Annotated in this window: 9 protein-coding genes and 2 pseudogenes; 5 read left to right on the top strand and 6 right to left on the bottom strand. The window is 52.4% G+C overall.

Going from position 1 to position 14,254, the window contains the following annotated elements; all coding sequences use genetic code 11:
• Positions 1 to 2 precede the first annotated feature (2 nt).
• Positions 3 to 260: a hypothetical protein gene (locus JMJ04_RS14520; RefSeq protein WP_201371180.1), complete on the bottom strand. Its 258-nt coding sequence runs from the start codon at positions 258 to 260 to the stop codon at positions 3 to 5.
• A gap of 322 nt (positions 261 to 582) precedes the next feature.
• On the opposite strand from JMJ04_RS14520, the gene JMJ04_RS14515 reads away from it, so the two are divergent.
• On the top strand, positions 583 to 834 hold the full coding sequence (locus JMJ04_RS14515) for a helix-turn-helix domain-containing protein (protein WP_236038025.1): 252 nt from the start codon (positions 583 to 585) through the stop codon (positions 832 to 834).
• Between the two features lie 423 nt (positions 835 to 1,257).
• On the opposite strand, the gene JMJ04_RS14510 is transcribed toward JMJ04_RS14515, so the two are convergent.
• The 3 genes from JMJ04_RS14510 to JMJ04_RS14500 form a co-directional block, all read right to left on the bottom strand.
• Positions 1,258 to 1,920, bottom strand: coding sequence for a hypothetical protein (locus JMJ04_RS14510; RefSeq protein WP_201371179.1), 663 nt, complete (start codon positions 1,918 to 1,920; stop codon positions 1,258 to 1,260).
• Positions 1,921 to 1,975: 55 nt separating this feature from the next.
• Positions 1,976 to 5,128, bottom strand: coding sequence for an ABC transporter permease (locus tag JMJ04_RS14505; RefSeq protein ID WP_201371178.1), 3,153 nt, complete (start codon positions 5,126 to 5,128; stop codon positions 1,976 to 1,978).
• Positions 5,129 to 5,261: 133 nt separating this feature from the next.
• Entirely contained in the window at positions 5,262 to 5,993 is a 732-nt protein-coding gene (locus tag JMJ04_RS14500; RefSeq protein WP_201371177.1) for an ABC transporter ATP-binding protein, read from the bottom strand.
• A 259-nt stretch (positions 5,994 to 6,252) separates the two neighbouring features.
• On the opposite strand from JMJ04_RS14500, the gene JMJ04_RS14495 reads away from it, so the two are divergent.
• The 3 genes from JMJ04_RS14495 (at position 6,253) to JMJ04_RS14485 (ending at position 9,137) form a co-directional block, all read left to right on the top strand.
• The gene (locus JMJ04_RS14495) at positions 6,253 to 7,578 is read left to right on the top strand and encodes a sensor histidine kinase (protein WP_201371176.1); all 1,326 of its coding nucleotides are present in this window, start codon (positions 6,253 to 6,255) and stop codon (positions 7,576 to 7,578) included.
• Positions 7,571 to 8,242 (top strand): response regulator transcription factor, encoded by a 672-nt coding sequence (locus JMJ04_RS14490; protein WP_201371175.1) that lies wholly within the window; start codon positions 7,571 to 7,573, stop codon positions 8,240 to 8,242. The genes JMJ04_RS14495 and JMJ04_RS14490 overlap by 8 nt, the downstream gene beginning before the upstream one ends.
• A gap of 388 nt (positions 8,243 to 8,630) precedes the next feature.
• Positions 8,631 to 9,137, top strand: a complete 507-nt coding sequence (locus JMJ04_RS14485; protein ID WP_201371174.1) for a hypothetical protein — start codon at positions 8,631 to 8,633, stop codon at positions 9,135 to 9,137.
• Between the two features lie 834 nt (positions 9,138 to 9,971).
• Here the strand turns inward: JMJ04_RS14485 and JMJ04_RS14480 are convergent.
• Positions 9,972 to 11,125, bottom strand: a pseudogene (locus JMJ04_RS14480) (IS3 family transposase).
• Positions 11,126 to 11,477: 352 nt separating this feature from the next.
• Positions 11,478 to 12,656 (bottom strand): annotated as a pseudogene (locus JMJ04_RS14475) (tetratricopeptide repeat protein); the annotation flags it as partial.
• Between the two features lie 255 nt (positions 12,657 to 12,911).
• Here JMJ04_RS14475 and JMJ04_RS14470 point away from each other — a divergent pair.
• Positions 12,912 to 14,150, top strand: coding sequence for an IS110 family RNA-guided transposase (locus tag JMJ04_RS14470; RefSeq protein ID WP_201371172.1), 1,239 nt, complete (start codon positions 12,912 to 12,914; stop codon positions 14,148 to 14,150).
• Positions 14,151 to 14,254 lie beyond the last annotated feature (104 nt).

Below are 14,254 nucleotides of genomic sequence, written 5' to 3'. Positions count from 1 at the left end.
CTTTAGTGTTTCTTGAGTAGCAATTCTGCTAGTTCGCCCGCTTTTTTGCTTGTAATGTTTTGTACCACGATCTCTTCATTGGCTCCCTTGATCGTGATGGAAGCTCTAGTGCGCAGTGCCAGCCAATTGCCAATGGCAGTGACAATTGCAGCAGCAGCAGGAGTTCCCCAAAGCAGCACGAGCGTTCCCCCGAAGTCCTGTGTCAGGGGATCATCGCGTTTGCGTTGTACTTCGACATCAGGTGAAGCATCAAGCAACATCTGTCTCAATTCCTCAGCAAAGCGATTGGCGTCAGCAGGCGAGACTTGATCTGTTTCATCAAAAGTGATGGTGTATGTTTGCTCGTTCAGGACAATTCGCTCCTTTTGATGTGGGAAGAGTCAAACAATCATATTGCCTCTCTATTATACGGGTTACCTTATGTAGTTGTCAAAGAGTTATTTCTGCACATCAGGGCAAAGTAAAAGTCAGGGCCGAGCCAGGACCAGACGAACGACTTGATGCGGGTGAGCATCAAACGAGCGCATCTGTCTGGCCACATTGGGCACCTCCAACAGGTCAAACAAGCCGAGTATAAAACTGTTGAGGACAGCCAACACGCGAGGAGCAATGGAAGAAGGCACGGGCCAAGCGGGCATCGAGCGGGGAATGATTCAGCGGTTGGTTGAGCAGGAAGGCATCGAGCAGCAGACGAGCCAGAGGCTCTCGTTCGAGCAGCGGGAAGAGGCATTCCGGTTACTGGACGAGGGGGTATCGCTCAGGCAGGTGGCCCGGCAGTTCGGCGTCAACCCCGAGTCGCTTCGGCGCCTGGCCATGAGGCACAAGCCCTCGTAAACACAAAAACGCCGACACTCGATGAGTGTCGGTGTGTCCCACTGGGGGAGCGAGACGGAAACGACGGGCGACGAATCACCGGTCGCACCTGGCCTTGATCCCCATCGAGAAGCTGTTTTCTGGTCACGATGATATTCTAATCTCTACCCCGAAATCGAGTGCTGGCCCAATCTGGCACTCCATTTGAAATCGAAAGTGCTCAATTCCTATAATAATGTCTCCGCGGCCACGCGCGTCACACATTCGATCAGCAAAGGCCTGTCAGTCGGGGAAAAGCATATTACATAAGTCCTGGTGAATATCAGAGTAGCAAGGGACTTGTGCGGCACAACAACGACAAGTCCCTATTACTATACTACCGGGTTCAATCTCGCAGTCTGCGATAATTAATGTGGTCGTTGATTTGCTCTTTTGAAGATGCTCCTACTTTGGTAGAACTGTTTGGGTGGCGTTTGTGGGAATGGGAGGCGTACCACCAAGCTCGTAGGTGAAGACGCCATTAAGCTTTTGCTGGGTCTTGCTCTTGAAATCATGCATCATGATACTGGCCTCATCCTGACTCATCTGGTTGGTACTGGTCAGTTTATCTATCCCAGTTTGAAGCGCGTTGATTTCGATGGCATGCAGTTGGTCTACCGAAATGCCATGCTGGGCAGCCACGTCTTCTATTTGCAGGCCGGATTGGACTTGTTTTGATAGTTGATCAAGGGACAGGTTGAATTTCTCGGCCATCTGGCCGAGAACAGTTGAGACGAACTCCTGGTTGCTCCAGGGCGAGGAGGCTTTCTGGTTTGGATTGCTCGAATCCCCTGTGCTGTTGTCTCCGGGTATTGTTGGCGTCACGGCATCCTCCGTAGCCGGGGAAAGCGAGGAAGTTGCTGTTGTGTTCAGGCTCGAAAAGAAGCGAAAGCCGAAGACAGCCATTAAGCCGACGAGCACGATACCCACTCCAGTAAGCAGGATGCTCCACCAGGAGATCTTTTGACGGTATCTACGCTGTCCCCTAACAGGTTTATCCGATTGTGGTGTTAGACGTCCTTGCGTGGTAGATGTGGACTTGTGTGGATGCTTATTCCGTCGAGACATATGTCCCTCTTTCTATGTTCTCAATTTCTGGATAATGTAGATAGTGCAGGCTGCTTTATTCATAGCGCAGAGCCTCACTGGGATAGAGCCGCGCTGCCTGGTTGGCTGGTACCCAGGTGGCAATAAGGGCTACGAGATAGCAGCCGAGGAAAATGAGAGTGATCATTGTTATAGGAATGGGGAAGGTTGGGCCATAGGAAGCCGTGATCCGGTAGGCAGACCATAGAGCGAGGGCAGTGCCAATGAGCAGGCTCAGCGTAATGATAAAGCCAGCTTCCATCAAGAACGAGAGCGCAACAAGTGTGCGTGAGAAGCCGAATGCGCGCAGCATCCCGATATGTTGTCGCCGTTCGACAACGGCCCGGCTCATGATGACCGCTAGGGCTAGCGCTCCGAAGACCAGTCCTAATCCCAGGTAGCAACTATAGAAGATAGTAAGGGTCGCCTGGGTGGTCGCGCCAGCACTTGACGTAAGCGATTGTACTTGTAGGGTATATTGCGCCCCGAAGGCTTTCATGAGATCGCGCGTGGCCTGCTCTTCGCTCACCTCAGGGTTGAGGCGTACCAGTTCCATCACGTGGCTGCTCTGTGGCGCAGCTCCATAAATGGTCGCAAATGTGCGCTCCGATGTATACAGGTAGGACCAGGCAGTCGTGCTCGCAGTGAAGCCGATGACCGTGAGTGGATGCACATGCCCGGTGTCATCCAATGCATGAACAGTGAAGGGCTGGAAGCCGTTTTGAGTGGAATTGATGCCGCGCATTGTCGTTTCATAGCGCAGAACTGTGTATTCTGGATGCGTACGTACCATCTCCCACACTGCCTGGTCTGAATTATATCCGCGCGCACGAGTTTGCAAGGCCATGGTATTCTCGCGGAAGAAGTTATCGCTCATAGCTGCGATGATTGCGGAGAGCGTTTGCGGGCGCTGACCTGGGACGAGCAGTTGTCGCGGATGCGCTGCGGACCTTCCGACTGTATGAACAGTTGCCATTGTCGCTATGTCTTGGCGTAGCGTCGCATTGGTCTGGATGCGCTGGAGAACATCCTGTGGAAGTGCCTGAGCGCTTACTGTCAGGTCATAGCCCCCAACCGCAGTATCACGATGTGCCTCTTGTGCCGAGCCGAGGTTGAGCGTGACGACAAGCATAATGAGAAAGACAATCGCACCTAACAGCGAGATCGTCATGGTCGTGCGAAAGCGATAGGTGAGTGGATAGGACAGGCTCATGCGACTGATTGAGGCCATACCATGTATGCGTGAGAAGAGCGATGTGAGCAGGATTACGAACACGTCGCAGTTCGCGATAATGAACACGACGGCCCCAGAAATCAGGAAAAGGTCAGTCAGGACAATGGTAAGCGCATTCATATTCAGGCCCCCAGCACCAGCGGCCCGTATCAAGATTCCATTGTTTGCAGATGATGGTTGAAAAATGCTGAATAAGGCCCCGCCCGGTTGTATGCTGGACGCCAGCCAGCCGATCCCTATCAGGCTAAAGCCCAGACGGCTTGCCAGCGTTGTCGATGGGGCATTCAGTGTGGTGAGAACGATCCGTACAAGCCAGCGTACGCACAAGCCGATGGCTGCGATAGTCAGCGCCAGGCTGATCTGATGAAGCCAGGTTTGAGCTGAAAACCTGGCAAATTGGAACAAGAGGAACACCAATAGAAGCAGAAGGGGGCCGCGTGTGATGAGGCCACATATCAGGCTCCAGATTGCAGATATGCGGCGCATAAACTGATGTCTTTCGCAGGTAGGGACAGGCGACTGGCCGTTATTGGGCGCGATGACGGTTCTCATCAGGGAGAGGAGCGACTGGTGTGCTTTCCCTGACTCACTCAAGTTGCGGATGGCGGCGACAATGTTGAGACGGCTAATCCAGATGGCGGTACAGAGCACAATCAGAAAGGTTGTGAGGATACTCAGGCAGAGCGAGATGAGCAGGCTATGCCAGTTGAGCCAGACGTGCAACGAAAGGTGCATCAACGCCGATGATTTAGGGCCAGTTTGTAAGGGGATGAAGGAGAGTACAAACAATTCCAGCGCGACCAGTCCGACGCCAACAAGCAGTCCCGGAATGGCAGCGATAATGCCATAGCTTGTCCCCTCGATGAGCAGAGACTGTATCACATGCGAGCGTTGGAAACCAATCGCGCGACTGACGCCCAGTTCCACACGACGTTCTGTTGCCAACAGGATCAGGAGCAAGGCGAGCAGAAGCATACCTATGCCAACAAGTAATATCGTAAGGGCCGGAACCAGTTCAGTGAATTGGAGCGCCCCTTGTGCCCCAAGGCCATTGGTGAATGATTGTGGCCCCAGGTAGTAGATGAGATCGGGATTGATGACATGGACTTGCCGGGCGACATAGGAAGGTGAACTGGAAAGCTTCTTCCATCCATCGGCGCGAGCGTTGAAGAGTTGTTGTAGGAAACGTGAAACTGTCGGGCTATCGTCCTGCTGTCCAACGTTTCTAACGGCGATGGTATTCATTACTCCTTGCTGCTGCGTGACCTGCTGATAGTACGGCAGCGAGAGCGCCAGAAGTTCGGAGTTATCAAAGAGAATATCACTCGCATTCGTCGATATATTCGTGGCGAGGATGGCGCGAACCGTTCCTGTGACGCGTCTTCCTGAGAGCGTGAGCGTGAGTTGATCGCCAACATGGGCTGAGAAGTTTTGGGCCAACGTGGCTCCCAGGTAGAGGTCCCCGGCATGCAGGTTCGCGAAGCGCACACGCTTTCCATCACTATCCCTGGCTGGACCAAATACCTCGTCGAAGTCCGCTGGTACGGCGACGACATTGAGCCGATCTTGTGAAAAGCCCGTCCGTTGTGAAGTAATAGAGGCTGTTTGATAGCTCTGTAGCAGACCAGTGGCGGCCTGTATGTGTTCATTGCGCCTGATGTCCGAGAGGTAGGTCGTGGCCTGTTCGGCCGTGAACGTGCCGGTTACCGTTTCGTCAATGGTGCCGATGTTGCCGAGAAGTTGTGCGTTTGCTGCGTATTGCAGGCTGTCATTGAGCACAAAGGACGCGGTGATGAACGCCGACGAAAGGGCGAGTCCCCCGAGTAGCAGCAACATTTGGCCACGTCTCCTCAGCATGTTTCGCAGTCCGATGCGTAAGAGCGTCCGTTGGGTAAACCCGATACCTGCTATGAACAACAGGATCAGAATGGTAAGTGAGATGAGGAACAGTTCCATGTTCTGTTCCTGTCCAAAAAAGAGGCTTTTCATAGCTACGCTGTGTTTCCCTTTTTGCGATGAACAATAAGTATGTTATTTAGGTGTATAGTGAGCCTGAAGTGCAAAAGCGTAGAAAGCGTTAGTGGCTTGTCTATCCCTTGAGCAGGGCGAGATCTTCCGTGATAAGCCCATCGCTCATTGTGATGAGACGGCTGGCTTGTTGTGCCACCTCGCGCGCATGTGTGACCCAGACGAAGGTAAGTTGCTGCTCTTGATTCAAGCGAAGCATCAAGTCGATGACTTCCTGACTGCTTTTACTGTCAAGCGCTCCTGTTGGTTCATCAGCCCAGACAATAGAGGGGTGGGTGGAGAGAGCACGTGCGATAGCGACACGCTGCTGCTGTCCGCCTGAGAGTTCCGCCGGACGATGGTTGGCCCGTGCTTCTAGTCCAACCTGGGCGAGTCTCTCTAGTGCCTGCTTACGGGCTTTCTTTGGCCGCTCACCACTGACCAGCAGAGGAAGCTCAACATTTTCGACAGCAGTTAATACTGGTAGCAGGTTGTAAGATTGGAACACAAAGCCCATTTCTCGAGCACGAAGGGAAGTCAATTGCCTGTCTGAGAGGCACTGGATATCTCGTCCAGCTATTTTGATCGTCCCTGATTTGATCGTGTCCAGGCTACTGAGGCAGTTGAGCAGGGTCGTCTTGCCGCAGCCGCTTGGCCCCATAATCGCGACCACTTCTCCAGTGTGAATAGTGAGATTCACCCCTTGAAGCGCCTGTACCTTGACCGTGCCAGTGTTATACTCTTTGCATACATTCGTTGCGACGATGACGGCATTGCTAGTTTGTGTTGTTTCTAGTGTGAGTGTTTGCTGCAAAATGCACTCCTTCCTTGATCTCATAATCTTGCGATCATACGCAGTGGCTCTTGTAGGCTTGTAGCATGTTCGCAGTATAACCAGGCTAGAGTGGCATTACATCGTCAGTTCTGACAGTGAGTTTATATAGCCTGAATGTAGGTTTTGCCATGTTAAAATTCCCTGTCAGATTATGCACCCTCTTCTTCTGACATGCGTGCTATACTAGGAACCTGCAAAAGTCAAAGAACGTCTTTCACACAGATAAAGGGATCGCGGGATGAATGATACTGAGCACTTTCGTATGCTACGCTGGCTGTTGCTCTTATGGGTAGGCCTGGTCGCCATCTGGGGGCTACTGGGAGTAAGCGCGGCTCAGAGCACCTTCTGGGGCGGAACATCGTTGACTGTGTGCCAAAAGCCGGTTATCCAGTTGATGACGCACGACCTCTCACAGAACAGTGTGTTTTTGCTCCTTATAGGAATCCATGCTTTGCTGCTCTGGAGAGGCGTATCTGGAGGGATCACACGACGTCTCTACTGGCTCTACTTCCCGCTTCAGGGAGCGCTCGTGCTTGGAGCGAGCCTGGTTGTTCATCAGGTCAATATCATGCTTAACCTCTACCTCGCTTTGACGCTTGGTGCGATTATTATGCTCAGGCAAGCGCGCATTGTCATTGGGGTGGCAGGCAGCTATATTCTACTTATCCTTCTATATGCCGCATTGAATCTTACCCCCTGGTATCATGTGAAGTCTTCATGGCCTCTGATGAGCCAGACGGCTATATGGATTAACCTCTGGAATACATCTGATTACATGGCCCTGATCCTCTTTGTCGCTGGCTATTTGATGTTGTATGTCCAGCAAACGCGTATTCACGCACAATTGATGGAGGCGCATGATCAACTTGCGGCTGCGCATAGTCAGTTAAAAGTATCCACCAGGCGTATTGAGGACCTCTCGCGTATCGCCGAGCGCCAACGCCTGGCGCGTGAGTTGCACGACACCCTGGCACAGGGCATAGCGGGCGTCATGATGCAGATTCAGGTTGCGCATTCTCATCTAGGGATGCGCCGTTATGAGCGCGCACAGCAGGTAATGCAGCAAGCGATACAGATATCACGTGAGATGCTGGCCAATGCGCGCCGGGCCATTGATGACCTGCGCACTACGCTTCTTGCCTCTGATGACCTGATGAGGGCTCTTCAAGAGGAAATGAGCCGTTTTATGAGTAAGACTGGAATAACTTGTACGGCCAATGCACTCGAACTCCTCGCGTGTCTTCCAGCATCAGCACGTGAGCACATTTTGCGCATAGTGAGCGAGGCGCTGAATAACGTCGAGCGTCATGCCAGGGCATCTCACGTCTGGATTGAGTGCGAGCAGAGGAATGCGCTGCTGACTATTGAGGTGCGAGATGATGGAGAGGGCTTTGACCCAGCGGGAGTGCAGATACATGCCGGGCATTATGGCCTGCTTGGGTTACGAGAACGCGCCCGCCTGATCGACGGCACGATAGAGATTGTCAGCTCGCCTGGACAAGGGACGAGGTTACGTTTCAGGCTGCCGGGGATAAAGCAAGAAGAAGGTGTAGCAGGTGAATGAGAGTAGAGAGATACATGTGGTGATTGCCGATGATCACCCTGTCGTGCGTCTGGGCATACGCATGATGCTTGAAATGGGAGAAGGCATTCAACTGGTGGGCGAAGCGGTGGATGGTGAGAGCGTATTGCAATTGGTCGAAGAGCGACAACCCGATGTGGTGCTGATGGATCTGCGCATGCCCAAGATGGATGGTCTGGAAGCCCTCAAACGTCTCCATACGGCATGGCCGCGAGTCGCGGTGATTATGTTGACGACCTACAATGAAGATGACTTGATGATAAGCAGCCTACGTGCAGGGGCGCGAGGCTATCTTCTCAAGGACGCGGATTTATCTGTGGTGCTGCATACGATTCATGCGGCAGCGCGTGGAGAAATGCTTATGCAGCCAGAAATGATGGAGAGGATTCTTACTCGTGCAGAACGAACGCTCTCTCCACCTGTGGCTTCCAAATCGCACCGCTTGAGCCTGACAGCGCGCGAGCGAGATATTCTGGCAGCAGTAGCCAGGGGAGAGCGGAGTAAAGAGATTGCAGTTCGCTTTGTTGTTACTGAGCGAACGGTAAACGCTCACCTTGCCTCCATCTATGCGAAGCTCGGCGTTGACTCACGCGCTGCCGCAGTTGCGGTTGCCCTGGAACAGGGATTACTTTCGTTTGAGGAATGACTGATAGAACGGCTTTTGTCATCATTCCTGCGTTGAAGCCTGTGGCGAGGGCCGCCATGAGATTGACCAGTTTTGATGGAAACTGTGAAGTGGGCATACCACTCGGCAGTTCTGTGCTGCCGGTGCGGCCATATGGGCCCTTTAGGCCCGCCGACGAAAAATACAACGTTAAGTCCTGGTGAGCTGCTCCCAGGTGGGCAGTGCAGGTTATCAGCATCGTGTTTCCTGGTTAATCGCCTTTAAGAGAGCGTTGGGTTGGTTGGAAAACCAGGGAAATCCGATGTTATGGGGAGTAAAGAATGGTGTAGAAGCCTGATTTGAACTGACTGATGAGTTATGAACGTAAGCGAAGCCATCCTGGGTAAGATGGCTTCGCCTCGTTGTTGAGATGTCTACTGAATTACAGCGCTTACGACTCCCCCTCTACTGGCGTGATATGGTGCGCGAGCAAATGGTCCAGGCAGCACAGCAAGCGGGTTTTGACTCGGAGGCAATGGAGCGAGAGAAGGAGCGCCTACGCCTCAAGCGCGATCGTATTCTCAAACAGCATAGGGAGGGCTACATCGAAGATGAAGAGATGGAGGCAGAAATGGCCGCCGTCGAGTTAGCATTGAGGTCTTTAGAAGTTCCAGAGACGAACGGAATACGCTTAGAAGAGGTCATAGAAGCAGGGGAGCGGCTACCAGGAATGGCCGCCTTGTGGAACGTCGCGACGGCAGAAGAGCGCCGGGATATAGTTATGCACATTTTAGAGCCAGGAGGTCTCGGTTATGATGTGGAACATCAACACATTGCAGCCATAATACCACGGCCCGCATTTTTACCGGTTTTGAGAATGCTAGAGGGAGTCATAGAACACGAAGAAACCACCGGAACACTTATTGTACTCCGATAGTGGCGGAAACACAAAAGCACCAGAGTCAATCAAGACTCTGGTGCTTTTCTTGGGTCCAACAGCGGAACCGACGGGATTCTCTTTATTTACAACAACACTGCGTGACAGGCTGCTACTTTATAGTAGATATACGTTCTTGTAGAATTATAACATACACGAGAGAAAACACATTAATTAATTTGGGGGATATCAAAACTGCCTCTTACCACCTCTGGGGGAGAATGACTTTTTATAGCTTGCCATTGGTGCCGATGGAGAGATTCTAGTCGGTTTATTTGTGGGTATTTGTTGTCGTTTTCTGAACGCTTAAAATCTTGGCCTATCGTCTGTGGGTATTGGTAGTTTCTTTTATCTGTTGGTCGGTGTGGCTGTACTAAACGCTGTACTTGTTGTACTAAGATGATGGTTCGATTTTTTCAACTAGAGCTATGAGAGCGACCTGAAGAGACTCTTGAATATAGCTGACCAAAATGACGATGGCGGCGCTGCTTCTCTTTTCGGTTCCTCAATACTCGTTTTTTCCGTTGCTTGAGCGTTCAAATCAGCTCCGATGTACTCTATTATATGACATAGTGCCTTGAGTTCCTTTCGGACTATGTTCATGAATTTGATATGGTCAGCCTTTGTCTTTTGCACTTCTGCCGTTTCTAGTGCTGCTTTGATTGTCCCGACAGAGAGACGCAACGTTTCAAGCTTCTGGTAGCATTCTGGTGTCATCGCGGCCCTTCTCATAGATTGCAGAACGTCAATATTTGTGATGTCCTATCCCTCTTTAATCATTATAGTCAAGATAGAAAAGTGGAGTGAACCCCTTTTGCCGGACACACGAGGAAGTCAACTTCTGGCCACAGAGGCATAGGCTTCCTCAAACTCAGCAGGCGGAAGATACCCCAAGCTAGAATGCAAGCGCTTGGTATTGTACACCTGCTCGATGAATTCCTGTAAATTGGCTTCTGCATCGGCAAATGACTCGTACTCTTTGAGATACACTTCCTCCATTTTTAACGTCTTAAAGAAACTTTCGGCTTTGGCATTGTCGTACGGATTCCCCACGGCCGACATACTGATGTGCGCGCCAATCGCCTGTAACTGCTCCACATAGTCGTGACTCGCATATTGGACGCCACGATCGCTGTGATGGATCAAGCCGGGAGCTGGGTGGCGTTCGGCAATGGCCTGGTTCAAGGCGGCCAGGGTCAACTGAGTCGTCATCTCCCGTGAGAGGAACCACCCCACGCACCGGCGTGAGAACGCATCCAGGATACAAGCCAGGTACACAAAAGCTCCCCGCAGGCGGATGTACGTGAGATCAGCCACCCACGCCTGATCGGGTGCCGTCAGTACCCGATCGGCTAACACATTGGGATAGACCGGGAACCTATGCCGCGAGTCGGTCGTCGCAACCACAAATCGTTTTTTCAGATGACACAACAAGGATTCTTCCCGCATGATCCGCAAGACGCGTTTATGATTGACCTTCCAACCTGCTCGTGCCAGAGCACGAGTGACGCGACGATAGCCATAGCCGGGAAACTCCAAAATGATTCGCTCAATGTGATCGCGCAGCTCCGTTTCTCTCTCATCTCCCTGTTCGAGCTTGGCTTCATAGTACCAACTGCGACTCACGGAGAACCATTCACACAGCCGTAGCACCGAGAGTTCCGGGTGGTCTTGATGAGCCTGTTGGATCATGGCGTGACGCTCCCCAACCCTCTGCTCTGCAAGGCTTTTTTTAACACCTGATTCTCCAACGCCAATTGTCCACAAAAACGCTCTAATTCGGCTACCCGTGAGGCTTCAGTGGCCGGTCCTGACTCGGTGGACAAAAAGGCCAACTCTCCGCGCTCCTGATACTCCTTGCGCCACCGCGAGAGAACACTTGCAGCCAGTCCATATTCGCGGCAGACTTGGGCTGGTCGCTTCTGGCCGGTACTCACCTGACGGACGACATCCAGTTTAAATTCTCGGCTGTGTTGTCGCTTGTGCATCGTTTCTTCTCCTTCGCGTCTTTCTCAGTGTACGATATTTTCGCGAAGTTGACTTCGATCACTGTCCGGGAAAATGGGTGCAGTCCAAAGCTTTACCAAGGCCTTAGGCTACGGCATCTTTTTCACGTATTATTGGTGCTCTGATTTGGTTATAGAAATTGCCTTTTCAAGCACAGCTTGCCATTGATACGTATAAGAAGGCTAGAAGCTGGTTTATCTATTGCTACTTCGAGCCTTCTAGTGGTGTAAATGGGGAGAGTTGAACTCCTTTGCATGTTTTTTTGAACTAGCTTAGGTGTCCTATTCATGACCTTTTTGAGCTTGAGAGTAGGATATTTTTGTCCATTCTTGTCTACCTTTTATGATGTGTGTTGAGCGGTTTTGCTCTCAGTTTTGCTCTCAAAAGTTTAGTAATTAGTAACTTTGTTTGGTTTAGAATTTGCGGCTTAAATTTTGTCATCAGCTCTTTGTAGTTACTTTGAATAGTTCGAGTAGTAGGGTGCTCAGGACTGAGCACCTTTTCACAAATGGCGAGAGCACGTTGGTAGAGCGATTCAGCCAGCTCATACTTGCCCTGGCCGTAGTAGAGACCAGCCAGGTTGTTGAGGCTTTGAGCGGTATCGGGGTGCTCAGGGCCCAGCACCTTCTCTCGAATGGCGAGCGCACGTTGGTAGAGCGGTTCAGCCAGCTCATACTTGCCCTGGCTGTCGTAGAGACCAGCCAGGTTGTTGAGACTGAGAGCGGTATCGGGGTGCTCAGGACCCAGCACCTTCTCTCGAATGGCGAGCGCACGTTGGTAGAGCGGTTCAGCCAGCTCATACTTGCCTTGGTCGTAGTAGAGACCAGCCAGGTTGTGGAGGCTTTGAGCGGTATCGGGGTGCTCAGGACCCAGCACTTTCTTCCAAATGGCGAGCGCATGTTGGTAGAGCGGTTCAGCCAGCTCATACTTGCCCTGGCTCTTATAGAGATAGGCCAGGTTGTTGAGACTGAGAGCGGTATCGGGGTGCTCAGGACCCAGCACTTTCTCCCAAATGGCGAGCGCATGTTGGTAGAGCGGTTCAGCCAGCTCATACTTGCCCTGGCTCTTATAGAGATAGGCCAGGTTGTTGAGGCTACTAGCGGTATCGGGGTGCTCAGGACCCAGCACCTTCTCTCGAATGGCGAGCGCACGTTGGTAGAGCGGTTCAGCCAGCTCATACTTGCCCTGGCTCTTATAGAGATAGGCCAGGTTGTTGAGGCTACGAGCGGTATCGGGGTGCTCAGGACCCAGCGCTTTCTCCCAAATGGCGAGCGCACGTTGGTAGAGCGGTTCAGCCAGCTCATACTTGCCCTGGCTCTTATAGAGACCAGCCAGGTTGTTGAGACTGAGAGCGGTATCGGGGTGCTCAGGACCCAGCACTTTCTCCCGAATGGCGAGCGCACGTTGGTAGAGCGGTTCAGCCAGCTCATACTTGCCCTGGCTCTTATAGAGACCAGCCAGATTGTTGAGGCTACGAGCAGTATCGGGGTGCTCAGGACCCAGCACTTTCTCCCGAAGCAGCATGCCCCGTGCCGGGACACCACCAGGGATGAAAGAGGATATACTGGAGAGATCGCGGCCAGGTGAGAACGGACGCCCAGTTATGAACATGAGCGTGAGCCCGAAGCTGTCTCCAGGTACCCGTTTGCACCGCCAGTTGTCGCTCTTTTCCAGAAGCACGTAGAGGAATCTAACCTCACAGGCCGGGTACTTCCTGGTCGCTGATCGCTAACCATTGACCACAGCGTATCAGAAGGAGGAACCCTGATGGAAGTCCTGTATCGAAGCTGTTGCGGGATTGATGTCCACAAACAATTTCTGGTGGCATGTTTGCTCGCTGTCGATGAGAAAGGACAGCAACACAAAGAGCTGCGGCGCTTTTCGACGATGACGAGTGAATTACTCTCGTGCGTTGACTGGCTGAAAACAGCGCGGTGCCAGGCCATCGCGATGGAGTCAACCGGGGTGTATTGGAAGTCCCCTTTCAACCTCATGGAAGGGCACTTTGAGCAGGTCATGATTGTCAATGCCGAACATCTCAAACGCGTTCCAGGTCGCAAAACCGATAAAAAGGATGCGGAGTGGATCGCCGAACTCTTGCAGTTTGGGCTCCTCAAACCCAGCTTTATCCCGTCACCCCAACAACGAGAGCTTCGTGATCTGACCCGTCTGCGCACAACTCTGATCGCCGAGCGAACCCGGCTGGTGAATCGGCTCCACAAAACGCTGGAAGATACCAATCTGAAGCTCTCGTCCGTGTTGACGGATATCATGGGGAAATCAGGACAGCAGATTCTCTCGGCTCTCCTTCGCGGAGAGGAAGATCCAGCCGTGTTAGCAGATCTGGCTCTGGGACGTGCGATGAGCAAACGTGACGCGCTGGCACAAGCGCTGCGTGGACGCCTGAGGGACCATCACCGCCTCCTCTTGCAGGAACTGCTCTCCCTGATCGAGCGACATGATCGGGGAATTTCGCGCCTGGACAGGGAGATTGAGGAGCGCTTGCGCCCTCAGGAGGCGTTGATTCAGCGGCTCGATGCTATTCCTGGATGTAGCCGTCGAATCATCGAAGTTCTCCTGGCTGAGATAGGCTCGGATGTGTCTCCTTTTCCGGATGCCGCTCACCTCGCCTCCTGGGTGGGCATTTGTCCTGGCAATAACGAGAGTGGAGGCAAACGCAAAAGTGGACGCATTCGCAAAGGCAATCGCTGGATTAAAGCGATGCTGGTTCAAGCCGCCAATGCCGCCGCTCGAACCAAGCACAGCTATCTCTCGGCACAGTATCATCAGATTGCTGCTCGTCGTGGCAACAAACGTGCTGTCGTGGCGGTGGCTCACAGCATTCTGGTGATCTACTATCACATGCTCACGACTGGTGAGCCCTATCAGGAAAGAGGAGCAAACTACTTTTCGGAATTAGATCGCAAGCATGCTGAGCGACGGGCAACCAGGCAGCTTGAACGGTTGGGATATCAGGTGACGCTGACCCCTACTCAGATCGCTTAATCCTGCTTCCAGCATACGAGCTTGCGGATGAGGTTCTCTTGGGTCACTTGACCCACAGGGGGGTGTTTTTGTCTCTTTCTCCAGCTCTTTCAGAGGAAGAGGAG

It is taken from the genome of Ktedonobacter robiniae (genome assembly GCF_016587375.1).
GTDB classification, from domain to species: Bacteria; Chloroflexota; Ktedonobacteria; order Ktedonobacterales; family Ktedonobacteraceae; genus Ktedonobacter; species Ktedonobacter robiniae.
Note: the sequence above shows the minus strand (reverse complement) of the source record. Positions and strands in the feature narration are given on the sequence as shown.

Coding starts and splice junctions, on each gene's coding strand:
- JMJ04_RS14520 (WP_201371180.1), bottom strand. CDS start 260: ATGTTGCTTGATGCTTCACCTGATGTCGAAGTACAACGCAAACGCGAT.
- JMJ04_RS14510 (WP_201371179.1), bottom strand. CDS start 1,920: ATGTCTCGACGGAATAAGCATCCACACAAGTCCACATCTACCACGCAA.
- JMJ04_RS14505 (WP_201371178.1), bottom strand. CDS start 5,128: ATGGAACTGTTCCTCATCTCACTTACCATTCTGATCCTGTTGTTCATA.
- JMJ04_RS14495 (WP_201371176.1), top strand. CDS start 6,253: ATGAATGATACTGAGCACTTTCGTATGCTACGCTGGCTGTTGCTCTTA.
- JMJ04_RS14485 (WP_201371174.1), top strand. CDS start 8,631: ATGTCTACTGAATTACAGCGCTTACGACTCCCCCTCTACTGGCGTGAT.
- JMJ04_RS14470 (WP_201371172.1), top strand. CDS start 12,912: ATGGAAGTCCTGTATCGAAGCTGTTGCGGGATTGATGTCCACAAACAA.